Source organism: Chryseobacterium urinae (genome assembly GCF_030518295.1).
In the GTDB taxonomy this organism is placed as follows: domain Bacteria; phylum Bacteroidota; class Bacteroidia; order Flavobacteriales; family Weeksellaceae; genus Chryseobacterium; species Chryseobacterium mucoviscidosis.
This window is the reverse complement of sequence record NZ_JAULSJ010000042.1, coordinates 1-25,218: the sequence shown is the minus strand read 5'-3', so window position 1 is coordinate 25,218 and position 25,218 is coordinate 1. Positions and strand designations below refer to the sequence as shown.

At 37.0% G+C, this 25,218-nt stretch carries 16 protein-coding genes; 11 read left to right on the top strand and 5 right to left on the bottom strand.

What is annotated here, in order from left to right; translation table 11 throughout:
* Nucleotides 1-61 precede the first annotated feature (61 nt).
* From QWT87_RS18930 to QWT87_RS18895, 8 genes are all read left to right on the top strand, one after another.
* Nucleotides 62-3,718: a GEVED domain-containing protein gene (locus QWT87_RS18930; RefSeq protein WP_302718062.1), complete on the top strand. Its 3,657-nt coding sequence runs from the start codon at nucleotides 62-64 to the stop codon at nucleotides 3,716-3,718.
* 217 nt (nucleotides 3,719-3,935) lie between these two features.
* Nucleotides 3,936-4,685 (top strand): DUF6261 family protein, encoded by a 750-nt coding sequence (locus QWT87_RS18925; protein WP_302718060.1) that lies wholly within the window; start codon nucleotides 3,936-3,938, stop codon nucleotides 4,683-4,685.
* 681 nt (nucleotides 4,686-5,366) lie between these two features.
* Entirely contained in the window at nucleotides 5,367-5,582 is a 216-nt protein-coding gene (locus tag QWT87_RS18920; protein ID WP_302718058.1) for a hypothetical protein, read from the top strand.
* Nucleotides 5,583-5,634: 52 nt separating this feature from the next.
* On the top strand, nucleotides 5,635-6,513 hold the full coding sequence (locus QWT87_RS18915; protein ID WP_302718056.1) for a carboxypeptidase-like regulatory domain-containing protein: 879 nt from the start codon (nucleotides 5,635-5,637) through the stop codon (nucleotides 6,511-6,513).
* Nucleotides 6,514-6,521: 8 nt separating this feature from the next.
* Nucleotides 6,522-6,944 carry a DUF1573 domain-containing protein gene (locus tag QWT87_RS18910; protein ID WP_302718054.1) on the top strand — a complete coding sequence of 141 codons (423 nt, stop codon included), beginning with the start codon at nucleotides 6,522-6,524 and terminating at the stop codon, nucleotides 6,942-6,944.
* Between the two features lie 515 nt (nucleotides 6,945-7,459).
* Nucleotides 7,460-10,225 (top strand): fibronectin type III domain-containing protein, encoded by a 2,766-nt coding sequence (locus QWT87_RS18905; protein WP_302718052.1) that lies wholly within the window; start codon nucleotides 7,460-7,462, stop codon nucleotides 10,223-10,225.
* 329 nt (nucleotides 10,226-10,554) lie between these two features.
* Nucleotides 10,555-13,140, top strand: a complete 2,586-nt coding sequence (locus QWT87_RS18900) for a fibronectin type III domain-containing protein (RefSeq protein WP_302718050.1) — start codon at nucleotides 10,555-10,557, stop codon at nucleotides 13,138-13,140.
* Between the two features lie 177 nt (nucleotides 13,141-13,317).
* On the top strand, nucleotides 13,318-15,249 hold the full coding sequence (locus QWT87_RS18895; RefSeq protein ID WP_302718048.1) for a T9SS type A sorting domain-containing protein: 1,932 nt from the start codon (nucleotides 13,318-13,320) through the stop codon (nucleotides 15,247-15,249).
* Nucleotides 15,250-15,315: 66 nt separating this feature from the next.
* On the opposite strand, the gene QWT87_RS18890 is transcribed toward QWT87_RS18895, so the two are convergent.
* Together QWT87_RS18890 and QWT87_RS18885 are read right to left on the bottom strand one after the other, a co-directional pair.
* Entirely contained in the window at nucleotides 15,316-15,471 is a 156-nt protein-coding gene (locus QWT87_RS18890; protein ID WP_165762959.1) for a hypothetical protein, read from the bottom strand.
* Nucleotides 15,472-15,511: 40 nt separating this feature from the next.
* Nucleotides 15,512-16,339, bottom strand: coding sequence for an ion transporter (locus QWT87_RS18885; RefSeq protein ID WP_302718046.1), 828 nt, complete (start codon nucleotides 16,337-16,339; stop codon nucleotides 15,512-15,514).
* 63 nt (nucleotides 16,340-16,402) lie between these two features.
* Here QWT87_RS18885 and QWT87_RS18880 point away from each other — a divergent pair, with 63 nt between their 5' ends.
* Both QWT87_RS18880 and QWT87_RS18875 read left to right on the top strand, forming a co-directional pair.
* Entirely contained in the window at nucleotides 16,403-17,500 is a 1,098-nt protein-coding gene (locus QWT87_RS18880; RefSeq protein ID WP_302718045.1) for a Nif3-like dinuclear metal center hexameric protein, read from the top strand.
* Between the two features lie 3 nt (nucleotides 17,501-17,503).
* Nucleotides 17,504-18,280 (top strand): zinc ribbon domain-containing protein, encoded by a 777-nt coding sequence (locus QWT87_RS18875; RefSeq protein WP_076392508.1) that lies wholly within the window; start codon nucleotides 17,504-17,506, stop codon nucleotides 18,278-18,280.
* A gap of 477 nt (nucleotides 18,281-18,757) precedes the next feature.
* Here the strand turns inward: QWT87_RS18875 and QWT87_RS18870 are convergent, their stop codons facing one another.
* The gene (locus QWT87_RS18870; protein ID WP_256039019.1) at nucleotides 18,758-20,536 is read right to left on the bottom strand and encodes an AMP-dependent synthetase/ligase; all 1,779 of its coding nucleotides are present in this window, start codon (nucleotides 20,534-20,536) and stop codon (nucleotides 18,758-18,760) included.
* A 242-nt stretch (nucleotides 20,537-20,778) separates the two neighbouring features.
* Between QWT87_RS18870 and QWT87_RS18865 the strand changes: the two genes are divergently transcribed.
* Nucleotides 20,779-21,918 carry an acyl-CoA dehydrogenase family protein gene (locus tag QWT87_RS18865; protein ID WP_302718042.1) on the top strand — a complete coding sequence of 380 codons (1,140 nt, stop codon included), beginning with the start codon at nucleotides 20,779-20,781 and terminating at the stop codon, nucleotides 21,916-21,918.
* Nucleotides 21,919-22,185: 267 nt separating this feature from the next.
* Here the strand turns inward: QWT87_RS18865 and QWT87_RS18860 are convergent, their stop codons facing one another.
* Nucleotides 22,186-23,136 (bottom strand): hypothetical protein, encoded by a 951-nt coding sequence (locus QWT87_RS18860; protein WP_302718040.1) that lies wholly within the window; start codon nucleotides 23,134-23,136, stop codon nucleotides 22,186-22,188.
* Nucleotides 23,137-23,477: 341 nt separating this feature from the next.
* Nucleotides 23,478-25,073, bottom strand: a complete 1,596-nt coding sequence (locus QWT87_RS18855) for a peptide chain release factor 3 (RefSeq protein ID WP_087708140.1) — start codon at nucleotides 25,071-25,073, stop codon at nucleotides 23,478-23,480.
* Nucleotides 25,074-25,218: the final 145 nt, after the last annotated feature.

The following is a 25,218-nucleotide window of genomic DNA, read 5'->3' as shown; positions in this document are numbered from 1 at the left end:
GAATTTTAATAGGTTTAATGAATAATTTTTATATTTTTACCGCCCTTAATTTTATTGATATATGAAAAAAATTCTACTCACGTGTCTTCTTGCCTTGGGATCGGCAACGTTTGCACAGGTGGGACCGCCTCAGGCAACCAATCCGAATACCAATAACGGCTACGGATTTACGCAGACTACAGGAACCTACACACCGCTTTCAGCCTCCAGAACAGTTTGGCAGTCGGGAGCCACCTTAGGAACGGATGCTGTTTCTGCTGCAATTAGTTTACCATCAGCTTTTAAATTCAATGGTAAATCTTATAATGCTGTTTACCTTAGCAATAATGGTTTTGTAACCCTTGGAACACCAGCTTTGGCGGCCACTTACACAGGGCTTTCTACAGATACCACGACTCCTTACGAAGGTGCATTTGCCGGTTTTGCAGTCAATCTTAAAAATGCCAATACTACAACTTCTGAAATTTCCTACGAAACAGTTGGTTCTAAATTTATAGTCCAGTTTAAAGATCTTCAGGGAAGTGCAGCATCTGCTGCGCAGCTTCTTAATTTTCAGATTCAGTTTGATTTAACTTCTAATAACGTAAGCATTGTCTACGGAAATTGTGTTTCCGGTACTGCAGTCTTAACGGGACAGGTCGGAATAAGAGGATCGGAAGCTTCCGATACCAACAACAGAGTAGGAACAGACTGGACGGCAACTTCCATAGGAACCGGCAGTACAGATTCAGTTACTTTAGGAACTGCCAATTCTACAACTGTACCTGCTTCCGGTCTTACCTTTACTTATTCTCCGGGAACATGGATTGCACCTCCTGTAAATTATGCCTCTATTCCTTTTACTGAAAGTTTCAGTACATGGGAAAACGGAAATTCCATAGGCGATCTTCCCAATGCCAACTATTGGAGAACCTGGCCTTCGAGAGGAGATAACTCATGGAGAGCAAGTGACATTACAGTAAGTGGTTACGCAAGTACAACAGGATGGACAAGTTTAGGCGGAAATATTGCTGTTGCAGCACCGGGTGTAGCTCCGGCAGCAAGATTCCATTCGTACAATACGATCAATGCTTCAGGATACATGGATTTGTATATCAATTTATCCTCAGGAACAGGATCGAGGCTGTTGTCTTACGATTATCAGAATACTTCAGGAACTGATGTTTTAAAAGTTTTGGTTTCTACAGATGGCGGAAACACTTTCAATCAGGTGGGTTCTACTCAGGGGATTTCTGCTTCATGGGCTACCAAATATGCAGATTTGGGAACGAGCAGTCCGACCGCGATTGTAAGATTTATGGCTACAGGAGATAACGGAAGCAACGATATTTATATTGATAATGTAAATATTTCTGTCATTCCTTGTATGTTCCCGGATTCTGTAACTCCCGGAACAACTACGTCTACAACAGCTCCGGTAAACTGGGCGATGGCAAATCCTGCACCGGCATTTGATATTTATTACAGCACGACGAATACAGCGCCTACCGCTGCTGCAACGCCCAATGTTGTGGGAGCAACAGGCTTAACGTATACAATAACCAATTTAACGCCGAGTACAACTTATTATGTTTGGGTAAGATCCCGTTGTTCTGCTTCAGAGCAGAGTTCTTGGGTTTCAGGATCTTCTTTTACGACGAAAACTTTCTGTCCTACAGTTTCTGCGCCTTCTTCGGCGGCAACAGGAGTTTCTGTAACGCCTGCATTTACATGGACGGCAAATCCGGAAGCTACAGGATACAGATTATCTGTGGGGACAACTTCAGGAGGAACAGATGTTTTAAATAATTTGAATGTTGGAAATGTATCGACATATACTTTACCGACAGAATTAACTTATAACACAAAGTATTATTATACGGTTAATGCCTATAATGCTACGATTTCATCAACAGGATGTACAGAAAGAACATTTACCACACTTTCTATCTGTCCTGCACAGTCTGCACCTGCAGCATCTGCTATTAATGTTCCGCTTACGCCTACCTTTACATGGACGGCTTCTTCCTCGTCTGCAGTTACAGGCTACAAGCTGAGAATTGGAACAACGCCGGGCGGAAATGATGTCCTTAATAATTTTGATGTAGGGAATGTAACTACATACACATTGCCAACTTCTCTCAATTACAGTACGGTGTATTATTGGTCTGTAGGAGCATATACGGCAACTCAAAGCTCTTTAAACTGTACAGAGAGAAGCTTTACAACTGTTTGCCCGGCTGTAACTTCTCTTCCGGTATTTGAAAATTTCGATACCACAGCTACGGGAAGCAGCAGTAATACAAATGCGCCTACCTGCTGGAGATATTTGGAACCGTCGTCTTGGGCGGGATATGGCTATGTAAATACATCGTATAATTCTTCTGCTCCAAATGGCTACTATTTATATAATGATACAGCTACTACAGCAGGAGGAATGTTGGTTTCCCCACAAATTACACCCCTTTCAAACGGAGCAAACAGAGTTCGTTTTATGGCTGCGGGAGGGTCTTCAGGTTACACGCTTCAGGTGGGAACGTTAAGCAATCCTGCTGATGCTTCTACTTTTACACAGATCAGTGCGGTTACTTTAACATCAACTATGGCTCAGTATACGGTAAATATTCCGGCGGGAACAGATCAGTATCTTGCGTTCAGACACGGTGTAGGAGGAACTTACAGAGGAATCGGGATTGATGATATTAATATTCAGCCTATTCCAAGCTGCGATAATCCGACATTAATTACCGTAGCATCCACTTCAGCTAACGGAGCTGCGATTAGCTGGACGGCACCTTCTTCTACGGTTGGAGTAGGGTATGATGTCTATTACAGCACCACCAATACAGCACCGACAGCGACAACAGTTTTAAATGCTTCAAATTCTATAAGTACAAGTGGAACGGGTACAACTGCTAACCTGACAGGACTAACCAGTGATACATTCTACTACGTATGGGCAAGAGCTAAATGTACTGCGACTGATAACAGTGCATGGGAAGGCGGAACAAGATTTTATACAAGCAATTACTGTACTCCTGCAACTTCTAATCAGAATTCATGGATCAGCTCATTTACATCCACTACTGCCAATACGAATATGGCATACAGTTCTGCAACAGCGAACAGTGCAGCAACTTTCGGATATAAGAATCTGATGAGCTCAAATAATATTTCAATTGCGAAATCTTCTTCCAATACGGTTATTCCTATTTCGATAACAGCGGGAGGACCTACGGTTGGAGTTGCTGTATGGGTAGATTTAAATCAGAATAATGTTTTTGATGCTTCCGAAAAACTGTTTGCAACAACAAATTATACTACAACGACCAGCGGTGCAACACTTACCATCCCTGCAAATACATCTGTAGGAACTTACAGAATGAGGGTTTTAATCAATTACAACAACAGTGCACCAACGGATCCTTGTTTAGGTTTCTCAAGGGGAGAAATTATTGATTATTCATTCATTGTAACCGCTCCGCTTGCTACAAACGAATTATCCGGTACGAAGAACGAAATTAAAGTATATCCGAATCCTTTTACGGATATTTTGAATGTATCTGATATTTCTAATGTGAAAGCCGTTTATGTGACGGATATTGCAGGAAGGTTAATTAAAACCATTTCTAATCCTGAATCATCGGTTAATCTAAATGAATTAAAGCAGGGAATGTATTTAATTACTTTAGATATGAAGGATGGATCTAAAAAGACTTTCAAAGCAATTAAAAAGTAAAGTTTATTAACCATACTCAAAGCATGAATTATAGAGGCTGTCCCAATGGATAGCCTCTGTTTTTTGATAAATGTTTCATGAAAATTCTCTACTATGAAAACCTTATCGCAGCTCGAATTTTGAAGTTGTCTAAAATTTTTTTCGTAAAATATACCTGAACAGAAAAACGCTTTCAATTTTTTTATAAATTAGCCCTGTAAAATTTTAAAATAACACAATGATTACAACCGCCAATCTGGAAAAATACCGTAACGGAGATTTTCTGCAATTCGTGAACAATGTACTGGAACTTTTGCCTCAAACTACTGCCGACCAATTAAATATTGGCAGTCAAAGAACAGTTTTGCAAACAGCGGCACAAAGTTTTAATAATGCTTATCTGCCTTATACGGGAAGCGATATTACACCGGAAATTCAGGCTTTGGATGCGCAGAGAGACAACGCTGTTATCGGGATCAAGATGATTTTGGAAGCATGGCAGTACCATTTCGATCCGGAGACCAAGAACAATGCCTTTGCACTTTTAGATATCCTTAACCGTTTTGGGGATCGTATCTATAAGCTTCGGTATCAGTTGGAAACAGCCACTATTAACAGCATCGTAGCAGAATGGGAAGAAAAGCACAGCGATAAAATCTCCCAGCTTCAACTTGCTGACTGGGTAAACGAGCTGAAAACTTCTAACCAGAATTTTAACAACAAGTATATTGCCCGTACCGTACAGCTTTCGGAAGTAGAAACAGGTGTATTAGCTACTGCCAGAACAGCATCTACGGAAGCTTACCGAACGCTGAAACAGCATATAGAAGCTCACGCCCTGCTTACCCCGAATGCAGAATACGATCAGTTAATGGCAAAGCTCAGCAGTCTGGTAAACCAATATAATCTTGCCGTTACCAAATACAGCAGTACGGAAGAAAGCGGGGGAGAAGATCAGAAACCTGAATCTCCGGAAACGCCTTCCTAGAGCCACCGCCGAAGGGAGGGAGCTGTCGGGAACAGCCGAAACCGTCCCGCCTAAGGGAGCAGACTTTCGGAGTCCGCCGGATGTATTCCGCCAAAAGGAAAACACCTTCGGGAAGTTCCGAAATCGTTTCGCCCAAAGGAATGTGTTTTCGGGAGCATCCGAAGATCAAACGCCTGAGGGAGCATATTATCTTTTATTGCTTCTTACAGTGAAATTCATTTTGAATTATTAAAATAATTATTGTATAATTAATTACTTTTTTGAATATCCGTTAAACAACCTGTTACTATGCATTGATATGAAAATCAATTATTTATAACAGGCACTTCGACAAGCTCAGTGTGACACCTCTAATACTAAACGCTTGATTTCTAACGATGTCAAGCTGAGCCTGTCGAAGCTTTAGGTTAATAAACGGACAATCAATTTGCTTTTAGAAAAAAAACACAGATTTAATCTGTTTTAAATAATATAGCTTTGCTATTTCTTGTTAGAGAAAACTGGTAATAAAAAATCGAACAGACAGTATAAAATATTTCAATGGCGGGACAATCCGAAAACCTGCCTACTTCATCAAGAAGATAACATCTTCTTTTGAAAGTAAAGTCTGGAAATTACCTTTTTGGGATTCCGGATGAAATAAGTAGGGATTAAAAAATTATTTAAAAAAAACATTTTATTATGAAAAATCTTAAAAAAGTGGCTTTAGCTGCAATTTTCGCAGGAGCTTTTTTCTTTTCGCCAAAAGTAGAGGCTAAGAGATTAGAATGGGCTTATTATTGGGATAATGGTTGTGTTGGAAAGCAAATTTATCATTCAGCATTATTTGGTTTGTTTGAATGGTATACTTATGAAGTTATATCGTGTCCAGAAGGAGTTTCTGCACCAACACCATAATTATTACAAAATCCACCAAGTGATAACTTGGTGGTGTTTTAAACTAAAAAGAATGAAAAAAATAGTTACAGCATTATTATTAATCATTTGTAATATCTTCTATGCTCAAATTATAAAAGGAATTGTTACAGATTCAATGACTAAGAAGCCAATACCTTATGCAAATATTGTTCTTATTAATGGAAAAGGTATTTATTCGGATGAAATAGGACAATTTGAATTAGATATAAGAAATAGTATTTATGATACGTTAAAGGTATCTACACTTGGCTATAAACCAAAAAAAATTCCTCTATCCGGTTTTAAGAATAAAGAGAACGTAATTCTAAGTATACCGCTTGATATAAAAGTTTCCAATATTGAAGAGGTGGTGCTATCTCAAAAGAAAATTGACTACAATAAAAAGGAACTGCTTGGAGAAAGCAAAGAAGGTAATGTTGGAATGACTTCATTAATTGGATATGAAACTTGTGTATATATCGAAAACTCGGTTTCTGAGAAGAGCGGAAAAGTTAAAAGAGTGTATATTGATTTGAAAAGAAGAGATAATGTCGACTATGTAGCTATGTTTAATATTAAATTTTACAAATATGATGAGACTAATAATAAGCCCGGAGAAGAGCTATATAGTAAAAATATATATGTGAATCCTAAAAACCAAAAATATAGGCTATGGATAGATGTAGAAGATTATAACATTAGGTTCCCCAAAAATGGGATTTGTATTGGTGTTGAATTGATTAATACACAAGGTAAAGTAGACAAGTATGCTCGATTCGGACCCATGTTTCGATATACCGTAAGCAAAAAAAACAAACCTATAACCTGGTCTAATTATCATAACACAGGATGGAGGAATGGTTCAACAGGAAGCAATATGGGATTTGTTAATCCAATGATTGGTTTAGAAGTTTTGTTTCCATCTAATTAATTACATTTATGAAGAAAAAAAGTTTTATCATAATTATAGGTTTAATTTTAGTCATGTTAATAATAGCTTTAATAACACACAAAAGAGAAAAGTATTATTATATTGAGCTAAAAGGAAAAGCTGATATACCTGTCAGAGAATATGACTTTGGAAATGTTACCTATTTAGATACTGTTAATTATAATTTTGTAATAAAAAATATTGGGGATGAACCTCTAATAATTAATAAAGTACTTCCAAACTGCAACTGCACCGTTGTTGATTATAAAAAAATTCCCATTATGCCTAATCAGCAAACTGAAATAAAGGCTCGTTTTATTCCTAAAAAAGCAGTTTTAGGAAAGAACTCAGCTACAATATTAGTCGAGGGTAATTTTAATGATGGAGTTACAGAGTTAACCTTGAAAGGGAATGTTACAGATATTAAATGAAAAAGAAAAGAAATTTAAGCTGATGGTACGATATTGAGGGATATCGAAAGGAGTCAGTAATTTATTGGTATGTCAAAAGATTATTTGATAGGATAGGACTCACTAATTCTATATAATATGGACTGTCTCAAAAAGGGCAGTCTATATTTTTTATGTTAAGTTTTATATTATTGTAAATCAATTATTTGGGAGTAATTTTTAACTGTTTGATATACAGTTTCTTATGGGTTGTTGTTTAATTATGATAAGTTTAATTATTCAAATGATTGTTTAATAATAATGTATTTTATTGCATTTTTTGTTGTTAAATGTTAAATATTTGTGAAATTTTGGTTAATTAAATTAAAAATTATTTATACTTTTACAGTACCTAATTTTAATTTGCTAAAGAAATGAAAAAGCTCAATTTTCTGTTCTTGCTTTTGATGTGCTTGTTTGTATATCAAAGCTATGAGGGACAAAATTTTACTGTCACGACCTGTTCAACAGGGATTGGATCTAATACGTACGGACCAATGAACAGTACTACCACGACTAATAACAAAAACAGGACTGCTTTTATTCTTCCTGCTTCACAACTTGCAGCTATAAACGGAGGAACAATTACCGGAACTTATTTCAGAAGGATTGCTACTTCCGGTTCTCTTCCTGCAGGTACCAATTTTAAAATTTATCTGAAACTTACTACGGCGACTGATTTTGGCTCTGCTTCTCCGGACTGGGCTACTGAAATTTCAACTGCTACATTGGTTTACGATTCAGATCCTGCCGCCGCTGTTGGTTCTGCTGCTGGATTTAAGCAGTTTGCTCATACAACTAATTTTTCTTATACTTCCGGAAGTAATTTAGCAGTATATCTAGAGTACACTCAAACAACTGCTCCTTCTTCAAGTATTACATGGGATTATGAATATGGAACAACCTGTATCTCTACAACAAACAATAATACCACTAAGTATCTAAACACATCCAGTGCTTTTACAGCAACACTTACCAGTTCGAACTACAGAAGACCTGTAATTGGATTTGATGTTACATTCCCTCCTGCTGTTGCAGCTCCTGCATGTACTACAATTTCTGCTCCTGCTGCCAATGCCACGGGTGTTTCTGTAACTCCTACTTTTACGTGGGCTGGTGTTTTAGGACAAAATGGCGCTACGAGTTATCTGATTAACTTAGGAACAAGTTCTGGAGGTACGGACGTTATGAATGGAGTAGATGTAGGAAATGTTACTACTTATACAGTGTCCTCAGGTACACCTCTCAACTTCAATCAGCAATATTATCTTACTGTAATACCTAAAAATTCAATAGGAAGTGCTACCGGATGCAACGAAAGATCTTTTACTACGGCAAACATTAGTTGTCCTTCTGTAAGTGCTCCTGCAGCTGCTGCAACGGGAGTTTCTACAACACCTACAATTACCTGGGCAGCTACTACTGGTGCTACAGGTTATAAAATATCTATGGGAACAACTTCCGGAGGAACTGATGTTTTAAATAATGTAGATGTAGGAAATGTTACTACTTATACATTAAGTACGGCACTAAATACTTCTACCACTTACTATTATACGGTAAATGCGTATAATGGAGGAACGATTTCTTCTTCATGTACTATAAGAAACTTTACGACAGTTTGTGGTGCTTATACTCCAAGTTACACAAATAATTTTTCTACATTCCCTGGAGCATGCTGGTCTCGTTTAAATGGAGGATCACCGGCAACAGGACCGGGAACGGGTACTACCAACTACTGGATAGAAGATGGATTCTTAAATTCCGGTTCTACAGGTGCGGCAAGAATAAATCTGTATTCAACTGCTAGAAATGGTTGGTTGATTTCTCCTGCGTTTAATTTGTCTGCAGGGGGGTACAGAGTTAAATTTGATTATGGTTTAACAGCATATGGTGTTACGACTTCAAGTGCTATGGGATCTGACGATGTTTTACAGTTTGTAGTATCAACTGACGGTGGTACTACATGGACGGTTCTTCAGACTTGGAATGCTTCGAATGCTCCTGGTAATACTTTAAATACATATACTCTTAATTTAACAGCCTATAATGGGAATAATGTAATTTTTGCAGTGTATGGAAGTGATGGAACAGTAGATGATGCTCCTGATTATGATTTCTTTGTTGATAATTTTGTGGTAGAATCTATTCCTACATGTGATGTTCCTACAGGTTTAAATACGTCTGCGATTACGAGTTCAGGAGCAACATTGGCATGGACTTCTCCTGCGACAGCACCAGCTAATGGATATGAAATATACTATAGTACGTCAAACACGGCTCCTACTGGTGCAACCGTTCCTACTATTACTGGGGTTATGACAACGTCTCAGAATTTAGGAAGTCTTTCTGCTGCTACAACCTACTATGTATGGGTAAGATCAAAATGTAGTGCTTCAGATTTAAGTCAATGGTCAAGCTCTGCAGTATTCACAACTTTATGTAGCTCTTTCTCAGCACCGTTTACTGAAAACTTTAATTCAGGAGCTGCTCCGAATTGTTGGTCTACATCAAGCACAAATAACACGGGTTATGCACTTTGGCAATTTGGTAGTTCTACTCAGGACTATGGTACAACTTATAGTGCTGCGGGGCAGAATAATACTGCAGGACAGTTTGCTTATGTGGATGCGTCCAGCCCATACACAGGAGTTCATGATGTGACATTAATGACACCAATGGTTAATTTAACTGGATTAACAAATCCTGCGTTGGAGTTCAGATGGTTTAAGAATCATGGGACGGGAGTAAACCCTACCAGCCAGCCGGCTTATGACAATAATAAACTTACGGTTGATATCAAGGATGTTAATTCTTCTACTTGGGAAACTATTTTTGCAGACACGTCCAATGCATCGACTTGGAGAACAGTATCTTTAGTCTTGCCAACTGCATATATTGGTAAGACTGTACAGGTAAGATTTGTGGTAGATAAAGATGTAGCGGGTAATGGATACTTCTATGATAATCTATTATTGGATGATATCAGCTTAAAAGAATCTACAATACTTGCAACAAATGAATTAAAAGGTACCAAGAATTACATCAAAGTATATCCTAATCCATTTGCAGATGTATTAAACATTTCAAATGTAGTAAATGTTAAAAATGTATTGGTTACAGATATCGCGGGAAGATTGGTGAAAACTATTGCAAATCCTATTTCAGAACTTCATTTGGGAGAGTTGAAACAAGGAATGTATTTAGTGACGCTTGAAATGAAGGATGGTTCTAGACAAACTATTAAAGCAATTAAAAAATAAATTTAATTATTTATAATTAATAGAGAATAATAGCGGCTAATTTATTAGTCGCTATTTTTTTTATAAAAATTTTATAAGTTATTCGAAAATAAATTATTATGTTAATTGTTGTAAATTAATTATTGTTACTAATTATTAACTTTTTGATAAACAGTTTATTATATTTAGTTTTAAAATTGTTATTTATTCAACTATTCAAATGATTGTTTAATAATTAGTTTAATAATGATTTGTTTTAGTATTAAATATGAATTATTTATAAAGTTTTGGTTAATTAAATTAAAATTTATTTTTACTTTTACATCACCTAATTTTATTTTTACTTAAACATGAAAAAATTTCTATTATCGTGCATGATGGCTCTTGGAATAGGAGCTTCAGCGCAAATTTCGTATACCTATGACTGGGAACCCACAGGTTTGGGCTCATGGACTACAAGTGGCTCTGGTTCTTTCAGTCGAAATACTACAACCCCATGTAATGGTACGGCAAGTGTAAGAGCAAACAACTATTATAACCTATCTTCTTATCTTGTTTCTCCAGCACTTACAGGAACAAACGGAGGAGATCTTACAGTTGGTTTTTCTTACAAAGTTACACAGTATTCAAGTAACACTACTGGAGCCAGTGCTGCAGATTTTGGTGTAATTAATCTACAATGGTCCACATCAGCTTCAGGTCCTTGGACGACAGCTTACAGTATTAATAGTGGAACACACGTTGTTTCTGCAACTTGTGCCACAAAGACAGCAACCATTACAGGTCTGCCTTCTTCGGGAAATGTTTATTTAAGATTTGAGGCAAAATCAGGACTGTCCACATCAGATAATTATGTTTATTTTGACGATGTTACGGTTTCTCAAGGAGCTGCACCTGCTTGTTTACCTCCTTCTGCACCTACGGTTTCAAATGTTGGTGTTTCAACGGCTGATATTGCATGGACTGCTCCTAGTTCGGCGCCAGCTTCTGGGTACGAATATTATGTATCTACTTCTAATACGGCTCCTACGGCAGCGACTTCCGCAACAGGAACTTCTACAACAACAAGTAAAAGTTTAGGAAGTTTATCTTCTAACACAACTTATTATGTATGGGTGCGGTCTAATTGCGGTTCCGGATCTACAAGTTCTTGGGCAGGTCCTTTGAGCTTCACAACTGCATGTACATCTACAAGTGTTCCTTATGTTCAGGATTTTGAAAGTGTAACAACACCTGCGTTGCCATCTTGTACTTCTTCAGAAAATGCAGGAACAGGAAATAACTGGACAACAAGTTCTCCGGCTGGTTATGGATTTACTACTAAAGCGCTTACTTATCTGTACAATTTTAGTAATGATGCAAATGCTTGGTTCTATACTCAGGGAATCAACTTAACAGCAGGAGTTTCTTACAGAATTAAGTACACCTATGGAAACAACAGTACAACGTATGTTGAAAAACTAAAGGTTGCTTATGGTACTTCAGCGAATAATGCCAGTATGACAAATGCTTTAGCAGATCACCCAAGTATTAATACTGCAACTGCAGCAACTAACTTTGTAGACTTTACACCTACTGCATCTGGAGTTTATTATTTTGGATTTAATGCATACTCAGTAAGTAATCAATATAATTTATACGTAGATGATATTAACATTAATATTACTCCTACATGTTCAGAGCCTTCAGCGGTTACAGTACCTGCTGCAACTTTAACGTATAATTCTGCTGTTGTAAACTGGACTGCACCAAATCCTGTACCTGCGAATGGTTATGATGTGTATTACAGTACAACAAATACAGCTCCGACTGCTACTACAACGCCTACAATTTCTGGCTTAACTGCTACAACAACTACATTGCCTAACTTAGCATCTGCTACAGCTTATTATTTCTGGGTGAGATCTAGTTGTAGTGCTGCAGATCAGTCAATCTGGGTTCCTGTAACGTTCACGACAAAATCTTTCTGTCCTACTGTTACTGCACCTTCTGCTGCTGCAACAAACGTTTCTGTAACACCTACATTTACCTGGACTGCTGTAACCGGAGTTTCCGGCTATAAACTTTCTATTGGTACTTCAGCTGGTGCTTCCAATATTATGAATGCTCAGGATTTAGGAAATGTAACATCGTATACACTTCCAACTGCATTAAGTTATAATACAACTTATTATTATACCTTAAATGCGTATGATGCTATGTCTACATCTCAGGGATGCTCCGAAAGAAGCTTTACAACAGCACCTCCACCGCCTGCAAACGATGAATGTTCTGGTGCTATTGCTTTAACGCCTGGTGGTACTTTTGCACAAAATGCTGTAACTGCTACAAACTCTGGTGCTACGGCTACATCTGATGCTACGGCTACACATTCTTGCCAGACAACTGGTTACAGAGATGTATGGTATTCTGTAGTAGTTCCTGCAAGTGGAAATATTACAATTGAAACTCAATCTGTTTCTGGTTCCAATGTTACAGATACTGTTTTAGGTGTTTACAGTGGAAGCTGTGGAGCACTTACACAAATTGGCTGTGATGATGATAGCTCTTCAGATGGTAACTTCTCTTTAGTAGCTCTTACAGGATTAACGCCGGGATCTACGTTGATGGTGGGTGTTTGGAATTATTCTTCCACTACAACAGGTCAGTTTAAAGTATCTGCTTATGACGCATCATTGGTTTTAGCAACAAACGAAGTAAAAGATGCTAAAAATAACATCAAAGTTTATCCTAATCCATTCTCAGATATATTGAATATTTCCGATGTAGCGAATGTTAAAAATGTATTGGTTACAGATATCGCGGGAAGATTGGTGAAGACTATTGCAAATCCTACTTCAGAACTTCATTTAGGAGAATTGAAACAAGGAATGTATTTAGTTACTCTTGAAATGAAAGATGGTTCTAAACAAACGATAAAAACTATTAAGAAATAATTTTTAATACGTTTTATAAATAATAATAGCGACTAATTTTTTTAGTCGCTATTTTTTTATCAATAAACTTTAAAATTAATGTTAAAATTTAAATATTATTATTAAATTAGTACTCAATCAACAAAATATAGATAGTTTATGACAAAATTTTTACTCTCATGCTTATTATTTTTAAGTATGACTTTTTCAGCCCAGATTACTTTGGGTTCAGGAAGTACAGATGTTGGGGTAGCTCCAATAAGTACGTATTACGGTTATTCTTATGTACAGCAGATTTTCACAAAGCAGGAAATTAACGCCAATGCAGCAGGGAATATTACAGGACTCAAGTTCTATATAGACCCTTCAATGTCAATTTCAAACTCTTCACAATGGGTAGTTTATCTAGGGCTCACCAACAAAACATCCTTCAGCTCCGATTCAGACTGGATTCCCGGAGCTCAGTTAACGCAGGTTTTTTCCGGAACTGTAAGCAATAACAACGGAGTTATCGAAGTAGTTTTTCCAACGCCTTTCGCTTACAATAATACTTCTAATCTTGTTATTGCGGCAGAGGAAAACTCTGCAGGTTATGATAATAATGATTTCGATGAGGCAACATATGTGTACAGTGGAGCGCAAAATTCTACAATTTATTATAAAGATGATTTTACAAATCCGGATCCGGCATCACCGCCTGCTACAGGAAACCTTGTAAATTATAAATCCGTTGTTACCTTTGAAGGACTGGCTTCCAACCCAGTTCCTGCTTGCCCGATAGTTACTTATCCGGCAAATAATGCTACATTTATTCCTTTAACTCCTACCATCACATGGAACAATATAGCAGGAGCAACGAGCTATAAAGTTTCTATCGGAACTTCTCCAGGAGGAACGAGTATAGCGAATCAGGTTTCTGTAACAACCAATAGTTATACACCTTCAGCAGCATTGGCTCCGAATACAACCCATTACGTTAAAATCGTAGCAGTAGGTTCGGGAGGAGAATCTTCAGGATGTACAGAGCAGATGTTTACTACTGCACCGCCGCCGCCGGCTAATGATGAATGTGTAACAGCAATTACATTGCCTGTAAACCCAGATCTGAACTGCGGAACAGTAACTGCAGGGTATACAATTGGCGCAACAGATTCAGGAACTGCTCCAAGTCCGTGTTATGGACAAGCAGATGATGATGTTTGGTTTAAATTTATAGCCACTGCTACAACTCATAAAATATCTCTTCTTAATATTACCTCTGTAGGAAGTACAGCGGGAGATACAGATACTTATTTTCAGGTATTCAGCGGAGGTTGTGGAGCACTATCAAGTATTTTGTGTTCAGATCCGCCTTCGGGAGTTGTATCGGGTCTTACGGTAGGAGAAACATATCTGGTGAGAGTGTACAGTTATTATGGTGCAGGAAGTAATCAAAGCTTTAATATCTGCGTAGGAACTTTCCCTCCGCCACCGGCAAATGATGCTTGTTCCGGAGCATTATCTGCTACTGCTTTCCCTTATACTTACGCGCAAAACGATGGAGCGGGAGCTACCAATAACTCGGGAATTGTAAGCGTATGTTCTAATGAAATGAATGATGGTACCTGGTTTACTTTTACAGGAGACGGAAGTACATTTAATATTAATGTAACGATGCCTGCAGGAAGTGATTTTGATCCTCAGATTGGAGTTTACAGCGGAAATTGTTCTGCATTAAACTGCGAAAGTACAGTAGATGATGGTGGACAGGGAGGCGCTGAAACAGTTTCTGTTCCTACACTTGCAGGAAATACCTATTATGTAAATGTTGGTCATTACAGTGGTTGGTCAGATGAGCCGGAAGGAGCATTTACCATTAACATTACGAAAAATAATTTAGCAACTTCCGAAGTGGCAGCCAATAAAAATACCATTAAAGTATTTCCAAATCCTTTCAGGGATGTTGTTAATATTTCTGATATAGCAAAAGTAAAATCAGTTTCTGTAACAGATGTTTCAGGAAGACTGATAAGAGTTATCGAAAATACTACTTCGGAGATTCATTTGGGAGAATTGAAACAAGGGGTATATTTTCTGATGTTGGATATGAAAGACGGTTCTAAGCAGGTCGTAAAAACAATTAAAAAATAAAGAAAATTTAAGCATAATAAAAGGCGGTCTGTAAAGATCGCCTTTGTTATTTTAAATGAAAAAACTTTATTTATTGGGAACAGGCTGAATTTCACCTGTCGTCATGCTATCAAAAATAGCAGGGAAAAACATAACAAGGATAAAATAAACCACGATCACAAGTGCGATCAATGAAATAAGGATAATTACTAAGCTGTTCGGTTTGTTTTTATTAGGTTCCATGATTTTTGTGGTGTTTCGTTAATAGATCATTATATTTTTACTAAGCCAATTTCTTGCCACACTGTTTGCAATACCTTGCATCATCATCAATATCTTCATTTCCGCATCGGTCGCACACTTTTTCCAGATTCTGTCTTTTGTTTCTCATCTCGGCAGTTACAATTCCTGTAGGAACGGCAATAATAGAATAACCGGCAAGCATTAAAACCACGGCAAAAAATTTTCCCATCGGTGTAATAGGAGAGACGTCCCCATAACCAACCGTTGTAACGGTAACCACCGCCCAGTAAATCGCCTGTGGAATAGTTTCAAAGCCCTGTCTTCCGCCTTCCACCATAAACATCAGCGAACCCACAATCACCGAGAAAATAATTAAAAATAAAAGAAAAATATAAATTTTTCTTGAACTGTTCTTTAATGCTCTCACAATCACGGAGCCGTCATTCATAAAATCTAATAAGTTGAAAACCCGGAAAACTCTAAGCATTCTCAACATTCTGAAAATCAGAAAATATTTGGTAACCGGAAAAATAAAGCTCAGATAGAAAGGAATTAAAGCAAGAAAATCAATAATTCCGAAAAAACTGAAAATATAGTTCCTTTTGTTTTTCACTACGGCAATTCTCGAAAAATATTCCGCAGAAAAAAATATGGAAATAATCCATTCCATAATAATGAATGTATAATGAAACCTTTTATCAAGCTTCGGTACACTTTCCATCATAATAATAGCAGTACTGATGAGAATCAACGACAGCAGAATTATGTCAAAAAGCTTTCCGAGCTTTGTGTCGGAGCGGTATATGATACGATAAAGGTGTCTTTTCCAGAGAGCGTCTTCGGGAATAAGATTGTGCTCTTTTTCCATTTTTCGATGTTTTTTTAAAATTAACAAATAATCCCTATTTTCGTACCAAACATAGACAATAAAATGACAATAAGTAAGGTAATTGCCAAAATAGAAGAAAGAATTCCTTTGCAGCAGGCAGAAGATTTTGATAATGTAGGTTTGTTGTGTGGCGTTCCGGACAGAAATGTCTCAGGAATTCTGGTATGTCATGATGCATTGGAAAACGTTGTGGATGAAGCCATTGAAAAGAACTGTAATTTGATTGTATGTTTTCATCCGATCATTTTCTCGGGACTGAAATCTTTAACAGGGAAAAACTATGTAGAGAGAGCTGTTTTAAAAGCTATTGAAAATAAAATTGCCATCTATGCCATTCATACGGCTTTCGATAATGATTTTTTTGGAGTAAACCGCGGAATCTGCGATCAGTTGGGATTAAAAAACATAAAAATTCTTCAGCCTAAAAAAAATAATCTGAAACAGCTTACGGTTTTCGTTCCGAAAGATTATTCTGAAAAAGTGAAGGAAGCTTTATTTTCGGCAGGTGCAGGAAATATCGGATTTTATGACGAATGCAGTTTCAAAATCAACGGGAATGGAACGTTCCGGCCGATTGAAGGCTCTAATCCGTTTTCGGGACAGCAAAATATTCGTGAAAATGCAGATGAAGATATGATTTCTGTGATTTTCGAGGATTATAAGCAGGGACAGATCGTTAATGCAATGAAAACGGCACATCCGTATGAGGAAGTTGCCCACCAGATTTACAGCCTGGAAAATACCAATCATTATTCTGGACTGGGAATGTATGGTGATCTCGATGAGCCGATGGATGAAAAGGATTTTCTGAAATTTGTAAAGGACAAATTCAGTCTGGAGATGATCCGTCATTCAGGATTCAATAATAAAAAAATTAAAAGAGTAGGAGTTTTGGGCGGTTCGGGCGCAAGCGGAATCCGTTCTGCAATTTCCAAAAAATGTGATGCTTATCTTACGGGAGACGTAAAATATCACGACTTTTTCCTTGCCGATTCGAAAATGATGATTTGTGATATCGGGCATTTTGAATCAGAACAATTTGTAACTCAACAATTATTTGAAATATTGTCACAAAAATTTAGTACATTTGCAATCTCAAAATCTATTGAGAAAACAAACCCGGTAAATTATTTCATTTAAAATATGGCAAAAACCAACGATATTTCAGTTGAAGAGAAGTTAAGAGCTTTATACGATTTGCAGATCATTGATTCTAGATTGGACGAAATCCGAAATACAAGAGGAGAATTGCCAATCGAAGTAGAGGATCTTGAGATTGAAATCGAAGGTCTTGAAAAAAGAGCTGAAAAATTTCATGCAGAAATCAAAGATCAGGACGACCAGATCAAAACAAAGCATGAAGTAATAAACCATGCAAAAACTTTAATTGAAAAATACAAATCTCAGCAGGATAATGTAAGAAACAATAAAGAGTTTGAAGCATTAGGTAAGGAGATTGAATATCAGGAGCTTGAAATCCAGCTTGCAGAGAAGAGAATTAAAGAATTCGGTGCTAAAATAGGTCACAAAAACGAAACGTTAAGCGAATTGAACTCAAAAATTGATGAGCTTAAAAATCACCTGAAATTCAAAAAAGAAGAATTGGAAGGTCTTATCTCTGAAACTCAGAAAGAAGAAGAATATCTTATCGAGAAATCAAAAGAATTTTCTGAAAAAATTGATGAGAGATTATTGGCTTCATACAACAGAATCAGAACAAACTCTCCAAACGGTCTTGCTGTTGTAGGATTGGAAAGAGGCGCTCCAAAAGGATCATTCTTCACCATTCCGCCGCAAAAGCAGATGGAAATTGCCCAGAGAAAGAAAATTATCATTGATGAGCATTCAGGAAAAATCCTTGTTGACGACGAGTTGGTAATGGAAGAAAACGAAAGAATGAAATCTGTAATTAAATTTTAATTACTTACGATTTTAAAGATATAAAGCTGTTTCGATTTTGAGACAGCTTTTTTTGGCTTTAAACACTAATTGCGCAAATGTTTCGCAAATAGCACAATTTACTATTGAAGTTTTTAAGGTAAAATAGTTTCCTCCTTTAGGAGCGGAATCTGTGTAGGAATAAGAGCAAGTCTATCAATCAATCCGTAGGATTGATATCTATAATAGCATCAATATTCTAAAGATAGCGTTCCTACGGAACGCCGAATGTCCTTCTAATATGATGTCTACACAGATAAAACTCTATAGAGTTTTAAAAAAATAAATGTAAACTACATGATATTAGCGATTATAAAGAAAAAGAATATTTAAAAACATTTATTCACTGGAAAACTGAAATAGCTTTATTTTGAAATAATTAAATAGAGCCATTCGTGAAGATATTTGTGCAATTTGTGTTAAAAATAAAACCGCCTCAAAAAGAAACGGTTTATATTATTATTCCTTATGCTCATACATCTTATTATAAAGATCGATAAATTTCTCTTTAATCGCTTTTCTTTTCAGCTTTAAAGTGGGCGTTAAAAGACCGGCATCAATGCTCCAGATTTCCGGGGTAAGCTCAATTTTTTTGATCTGTTCCCAGTTTCCTAAATGTTGGTTGATATCGTCAATCTCTTTTTTAATTCTTTCTTTTAATTCTGCACTTTTGGCAATTTCCTGTGGAGTGGAACCTACATTCAGATTGTTTCTTGATGCCCAGCTTTTTGCGAATTCAAAATCTGGCTGAACCAATGCGCAAGGCATTTTTTCGCCGTCTCCGACAACCATGATCTGCTCGATAAACTTTGAAGCTTTTGCTAAATTTTCTATGGTCTGCGGTGCAATATATTTTCCTCCCGAAGTCTTGAACATCTCCTTTTTACGGTCGGTGATCTGTAAAAATCCGTCACTATCGATATGTCCGATGTCTCCTGTTCTGAAATAACCGTCTTCTGTAAAAACTTCTTTCGTCATTTCTTCATTTTTAAAATAGCCTTTAAAAATAGAAGGACCTTTTACCGTAATTTCTCCGTCTGCCTGGATTTTAACACTCAGATTGTCAAGAGGTAAACCTACGGTTCCGATTTTCATTTTGCTGAAAGAATTTACCGAAATTACAGGCGAAGTTTCCGTTAATCCATATCCTTCCAGAATGGGAATTCCTGCATTTTGGAACATTAAATTTAGTCTTGTAGACAAAGCTGCAGAACCGGAAACCAAAGTAATGATTTCACCGCCTAAACCTTCTCTCCACTTTTTAAACACCAGTTTGTCGGCAATAATTTCCTTTAATCCGGATGGTTTTGAAACACTTTTCTTTTTAGAAATCAGATCCAGTGCCCAGAAAAAGATTTTCTGTTTCAGTCCTCCCGCGGAAGAACCAGTGGCGTAGATTTTATCATACACTTTTTCCACCAGTCTTGGTACCACGCTCATGTAGTGAGGTTTTACTTCTTTTACGTTTTCTCCCATCTTTTCGATGCTTTCCGCGAAATAAATCGAAAAACCGTTGTACTGGAAAAGATAGAAAAGCATTCTTTCAAAAATATGGCAGATCGGAAGGAAACTCAGAACCCTTGTATCTTTATAATCCAGACTTTTCTTTTTAGGAATTCTCGGGATCGAACCCAACACGTTGGAAACGATATTATGATGAGTCAGCATTACTCCTTTCGGTTTTCCTGTTGTTCCCGAAGTGTAAATAATCGTTGCCAGATCTTCCGAATTAATGGCATTTGAAAGATCTTCCACTTCAATCTGCGTAGAATCATCTTCGCCAAGATCCAGGATTTCTTTCCAGTTGGCAGCGCCTGTGATATTGTCGAAAGTAAAAACGCCCTGTAATGAAGGAATGTTATGTTTTACTTTTACTACCTTGTTCAAAAGATCCTTATCGGACACAAAACAGTACTTAATTTCTGCATTGGTAAAGATAAATTCATAATCTTCGGGAGAAATACTCGGATAAACGGGAACAGAAACCACCCCGATCTGCGAAAGTCCGAGATCCATAATCGCCCATTCTGTTCGGGAATTAGTGGTGATTAAAGCGATTTTGTCACCGGGTTTTATCCCAAGTTTTAAAAGTCCTCGTGATATCTTATTGGCTTCATTGATAAACTCTTGCGTGGAAGTTTTCTTCCATTCACCATGATATTTGGTTACAAACATATCCGATTTCGGATACGTTTTCAGTGCATATTGAGGAATATCAAATAATCTTTTGATTGTCATGATTTTTTAAGTAATTGTTAAAGGATTTTAAATATAAGCATTTTTTTTAATTGTGGAAATTGGAAGTGATTATTTAGAAATTAATAAAATGTATGCCATAATATATTTAATAATTCAAACTTAACATATATATGATGAATATTTAAAAATCAACTTCTTTCGTTGTTTTTATCTAATTTATGATTCTATTTTCAGATTTGCCCAAAAAGTGTAAATTAGCGACCATCTAATTATTCAATGTTATGGACTTTAATTTATCAGAAGAACAGCTGATGATTCAGCAGGCAGCAAGAGATTTTGCGCAAAGCGAGCTTTTACCGGAAGTAATCGAAAGAGACCGCGACCAGAAGTTTCCTGCAGAACAGGTAAAGAAAATGGGGGAAATGGGACTTATGGGGATGATGGTGGATCCTAAATACGGCGGTGCCGGAATGGACAGCGTTTCTTACGTTCTTGCAATGGAAGAAATTGCAAAAATAGATGCTTCTGCGGCTGTGGTAATGTCTGTAAACAACTCATTGGTTTGTGCAGGTCTTGAGAAATTTGCTTCTGAAGAGCAGAAAGTAAAATATCTTATCCCTTTGGCAAGCGGACAGGTAATCGGAGCTTTTGCTTTGTCTGAGCCTGAAGCAGGTTCTGATGCAACTTCCCAGAAAACAACTGCGGAAGATAAAGGAGATTATTACCTTTTAAATGGTATTAAAAACTGGATCACAAACGGTGGAACAGCATCTTACTATATTGTAATTGCACAGACAGATCCTGAGAAAAAACATAAAGGAATCAACGCTTTCATCGTAGAAAGAGGTTGGGAAGGTTTCGAGATCGGTCCGAAAGAAGATAAACTGGGAATTAGAGGAAGCGATACGCATTCTTTGATCTTCAATAACGTAAAAGTACCGAAGGAAAACAGAATCGGGGAAGACGGTTTCGGATTCAATTTCGCGATGGCTGTTCTGAACGGTGGTAGAATTGGGATTGCTTCTCAGGCTTTAGGAATCGCTTCCGGAGCGTACGAACTGGCTTTAAAATATGCTAAAACAAGAAAAGCGTTTAAAACAGAAATCATCAATCATCAGGCAATTGCGTTTAAACTGGCAGATATGGCAACTCAGATCACAGCGGCAAGAATGCTTTGCTTCAAGGCGGCTGTAGAAAAAGATGCTGGAAAAGACATCTCTGAAAGCGGAGCAATGGCAAAATTATACGCTTCTCAGGTGGCAATGGATACTACGATTGAAGCTGTACAGATCCACGGTGGATACGGATATGTGAAAGAATATCACGTAGAAAGAATGATGAGAGATGCCAAAATCACTCAGATCTACGAAGGAACTTCTGAAATCCAGAAGATCGTTATTTCAAGAAGCATTGCAAAGTAATTGCTTAATTATACATGAAATAGTAAAAGGCTTCCGAATTTGGAAGCCTTTTTACATTCACACGAACCACAAAATATAATATATAAAATTTTTTGTCTGCTTTTATTTATATGTTTGATGGAAATTTGAGGCTAAAGTTAAATTTTACAAGCTTTTTTCCTTTCTTAATGACTTATCAAAAATATCAATAACATCGGTTAAAAATCAATTTATCCCATTAAAATAATATTAAAATAAAAATCCATCACAAAGGATGGACTTTCGAAATTAATGGGCATCATGATTGGTTGTGTTTTTACCCCTCTTTTTATAAAAATAATATCCGGTTCCGGCAATTAAAAACAATGGCCAAAGCGGCAGAATAAACAGGAATATGGAAGTAATGACACTCCATCCTGAAGAAACGGCGGCTAAAGACTTTTCACCAAAAGTTTCCGGAGCTTTATGAGTGTTATCCAAAAGAGAGATCCTGATCTCACAAAGCGTATTGTTATCATAATCATTTCCTTTTACTTCTATGTTTTTGCTTTCAATATTGCCGATATTGCTGCTTAAATCATCCATCAGTTGGTCAAAATTCTGCAGAGGAACTTTAATCTGAAGATAATATGCTTTTTGATCCGCTATTTCCGAAGATCTGTCATCGGAAGGTTCTGCTGCAACATAAGTGAGCTCTTCTTTTGTCACTGCGCCGTTGTTTCTAATCGTTTCCTTTCGTATAATTTCCCTTACGATTTCCGCATTGTCTGCATTCATGGTTAAATAACCCGATTTTACCATTTTATTTTTCAGAACATTCAGTTCGTAATTTTCATTCTTCGGTTTGTCTTTATAAACGATTTTGGTTTCTTTAATCACTTTCGGAGCCGGAACATTCACCACAATTTTTTCTTCTTTTTTAGCCGAATCTTTTTTCTCGGTTTTCGATTCCAGTCTTACGGAAGAAATTTTCTCAGATAAAGAATCTACCATTTTGGAAGTATTTTCAATTTTGTCTTTCACTTCATTTTTAGCATTTTCAAAATCTTTAATTTTTACATTGGCAGAATCCAGTGCGGCATTGGCTTTTTCGCTTACGTCATTAATTTTTTCAGAGGTCGCAGAAATCGTACTGTCTGCTGATTGTACTGCGTCTTCAATTTTAGAGGTTGCCGCTTCTCCTTTTTTACACATAATAAACGTGCTTGATACAGCAACGAGTAAGATGAACTTTTTCATAACATTAATTTTTTCGATGAGGTAAAATTAGGAGGGAAGTTTTTGTAAAGATTGTAAAGGAATTGTTTTGCTTATGTAAATTGATAAGGAGTTGAATTTTAGCATTTTGTAAAATAAAAAAATGCTGTTTTACAAAGTTTTTTTTAATTTTTATTTTTTCTCTTAACCAAATCTTGTCTGAATTTAATTTTCGGAGCTGTTATTTTGAGCGAAACAAAGCGGAGTCGAAAAATCTCAGATACACTCAAGATTCTTCATGGTATAAAAGTTTCATTTAATTTCATAAAAAAATCCGCAGAAAAACTTCCGCGGATTGTCTATTTAAAGCTGATTTATTTCAATTAAGCATTCTTAAACTCACTGATGAAATGCAGTTTCACATTCGGGAACTTCTCCTGCGTCATGTGAATCGTGAAAGAAGAATCGGCAAGGAAAACCAACTGGTTATATTTATCTCTTGCCAAAAATCTCTGTTTCAGTCTTGCAAATTCCTTGAATTCGTCTGACTTTTCATCTGCTTCCACCCAACACGCTTTGTGCATAGAAAGAGGCTCGTAAGTACATTTTGCCCCATATTCATGCTCAAGACGATACTGAATTACCTCATACTGAAGCGCACCCACTGTTCCGATGATCTTTCTGCCGTTCATTTCAAGGGTAAATAACTGTGCAACCCCTTCATCCATCAACTGATCGATCCCTTTTGCCAGTTGTTTTGCTTTCAACGGATCGTTGTTGTTAATATATCTGAAATGTTCAGGAGAGAAGCTCGGAATTCCTTTGAAATTCAGTTTTTCGCCGCCTGTTAACGTATCTCCGATTCTGAAACTTCCCGTATCATGAAGACCTACAATATCTCCCGGGAAACTTTCATCAACCACCTCTTTTTTATCCGCGAAGAAAGCATTTGGTGAAGAGAACTTCATTTTTTTTCCCTCTCTTACCAAAAGATAATTTTCATTTCTCTTGAAAGTTCCCGAAACAATTTTCACGAAAGCCAGTCTATCCCTGTGTTTCGGATCCATATTCGCATGGATCTTGAAAACGAATCCTGTAAAACCATTTTCTTCAGGCTTTACAATACGCGTATCACTTTCCTTCGGTTGTGGCATCGGTGCAATATCAATAAAAGCATCCAGCAACTCACGAACCCCGAAATTATTCAAAGCCGAACCAAAGAAAACAGGCTGCAAATCCCCCTTCATATAATCTTCACGGTTGAATTCAGGATAAACCGACTGAACCAGATCCAGTTCATCTCTTAAAGTAGCAGCGGCTTTTTCGCCAATCACTTCATCAATTGAAGGATCATTAATATTGTCAAACTTTATCGCTTCACCCACCTTCTGTTTCTTCTCTTCCAAAAACAACTGGATATTGTTTTCCCAGATATTGTAAATTCCCTGAAAGTCAGCTCCCATACCAATTGGCAAAGAAAGCGGACAAACTGTTAATCCTAACTTCTGTTCCACCTCATCCAGCAAATCGAAAGCATCCTTACCTTCACGGTCAAGCTTATTAATGAAAACCAGCATCGGAATATTTCTCATTCTACAAACCTGAACAAGCTTTTCCGTCTGTTCCTCAACCCCTTTTGCAACGTCGATTACTACGATTACAGAATCAACCGCCGTTAAAGTTCTGTACGTATCTTCTGCAAAATCCTTGTGACCGGGAGTATCCAGAATGTTGATTTTGTGGTTTCTGTATTCAAAAGCCAAAACGGACGTTGCCACGGAAATCCCTCTCTGTCTTTCAATTTCCATGAAATCGGAGGTCGCTCCCTTTTTTATTTTGTTGGATTTTACCGCACCCGCTTCCTGAATTGCACCCCCGAAAAGCAAAAGCTTTTCTGTAAGAGTGGTTTTTCCGGCATCCGGGTGAGAGATAATTCCGAAGGTTTTTCTTTTTTCTATTTCTTTGATTAAGTCTGACATATCGTATTTTGAAGTTGCAAAAATCGGGAATTTTGTCGAATCCTGAAAATTTTGTTTAAATACAAATTTTTACACGAAAAAGCATGAATTTTATTTAACCACAAAGTCACAAAAGATTATAACACATTCGTAACAAATTTGTTTG

Excerpts from the sequence above, each read along its gene's own strand:
- QWT87_RS18925 (WP_302718060.1), top strand. The coding sequence starts at position 3,936 with ATGATTACAACCGCCAATCTGGAAAAATACCGTAACGGAGATTTTCTG.
- QWT87_RS18880 (WP_302718045.1), top strand. The coding sequence starts at position 16,403 with ATGACAATAAGTAAGGTAATTGCCAAAATAGAAGAAAGAATTCCTTTG.
- QWT87_RS18905 (WP_302718052.1), top strand. The coding sequence starts at position 7,460 with ATGAACAGTACTACCACGACTAATAACAAAAACAGGACTGCTTTTATT.
- QWT87_RS18930 (WP_302718062.1), top strand. The coding sequence starts at position 62 with ATGAAAAAAATTCTACTCACGTGTCTTCTTGCCTTGGGATCGGCAACG.
- QWT87_RS18920 (WP_302718058.1), top strand. The coding sequence starts at position 5,367 with ATGAAAAATCTTAAAAAAGTGGCTTTAGCTGCAATTTTCGCAGGAGCT.
- QWT87_RS18890 (WP_165762959.1), bottom strand. The coding sequence starts at position 15,471 with ATGGAACCTAATAAAAACAAACCGAACAGCTTAGTAATTATCCTTATT.
- QWT87_RS18875 (WP_076392508.1), top strand. The coding sequence starts at position 17,504 with ATGGCAAAAACCAACGATATTTCAGTTGAAGAGAAGTTAAGAGCTTTA.
- QWT87_RS18885 (WP_302718046.1), bottom strand. The coding sequence starts at position 16,339 with ATGGAAAAAGAGCACAATCTTATTCCCGAAGACGCTCTCTGGAAAAGA.
- QWT87_RS18915 (WP_302718056.1), top strand. The coding sequence starts at position 5,635 with ATGAAAAAAATAGTTACAGCATTATTATTAATCATTTGTAATATCTTC.
- QWT87_RS18870 (WP_256039019.1), bottom strand. The coding sequence starts at position 20,536 with ATGACAATCAAAAGATTATTTGATATTCCTCAATATGCACTGAAAACG.
- QWT87_RS18865 (WP_302718042.1), top strand. The coding sequence starts at position 20,779 with ATGGACTTTAATTTATCAGAAGAACAGCTGATGATTCAGCAGGCAGCA.
- QWT87_RS18860 (WP_302718040.1), bottom strand. The coding sequence starts at position 23,136 with ATGAAAAAGTTCATCTTACTCGTTGCTGTATCAAGCACGTTTATTATG.
- QWT87_RS18895 (WP_302718048.1), top strand. The coding sequence starts at position 13,318 with ATGACTTTTTCAGCCCAGATTACTTTGGGTTCAGGAAGTACAGATGTT.
- QWT87_RS18900 (WP_302718050.1), top strand. The coding sequence starts at position 10,555 with ATGAAAAAATTTCTATTATCGTGCATGATGGCTCTTGGAATAGGAGCT.
- QWT87_RS18855 (WP_087708140.1), bottom strand. The coding sequence starts at position 25,073 with ATGTCAGACTTAATCAAAGAAATAGAAAAAAGAAAAACCTTCGGAATT.
- QWT87_RS18910 (WP_302718054.1), top strand. The coding sequence starts at position 6,522 with ATGAAGAAAAAAAGTTTTATCATAATTATAGGTTTAATTTTAGTCATG.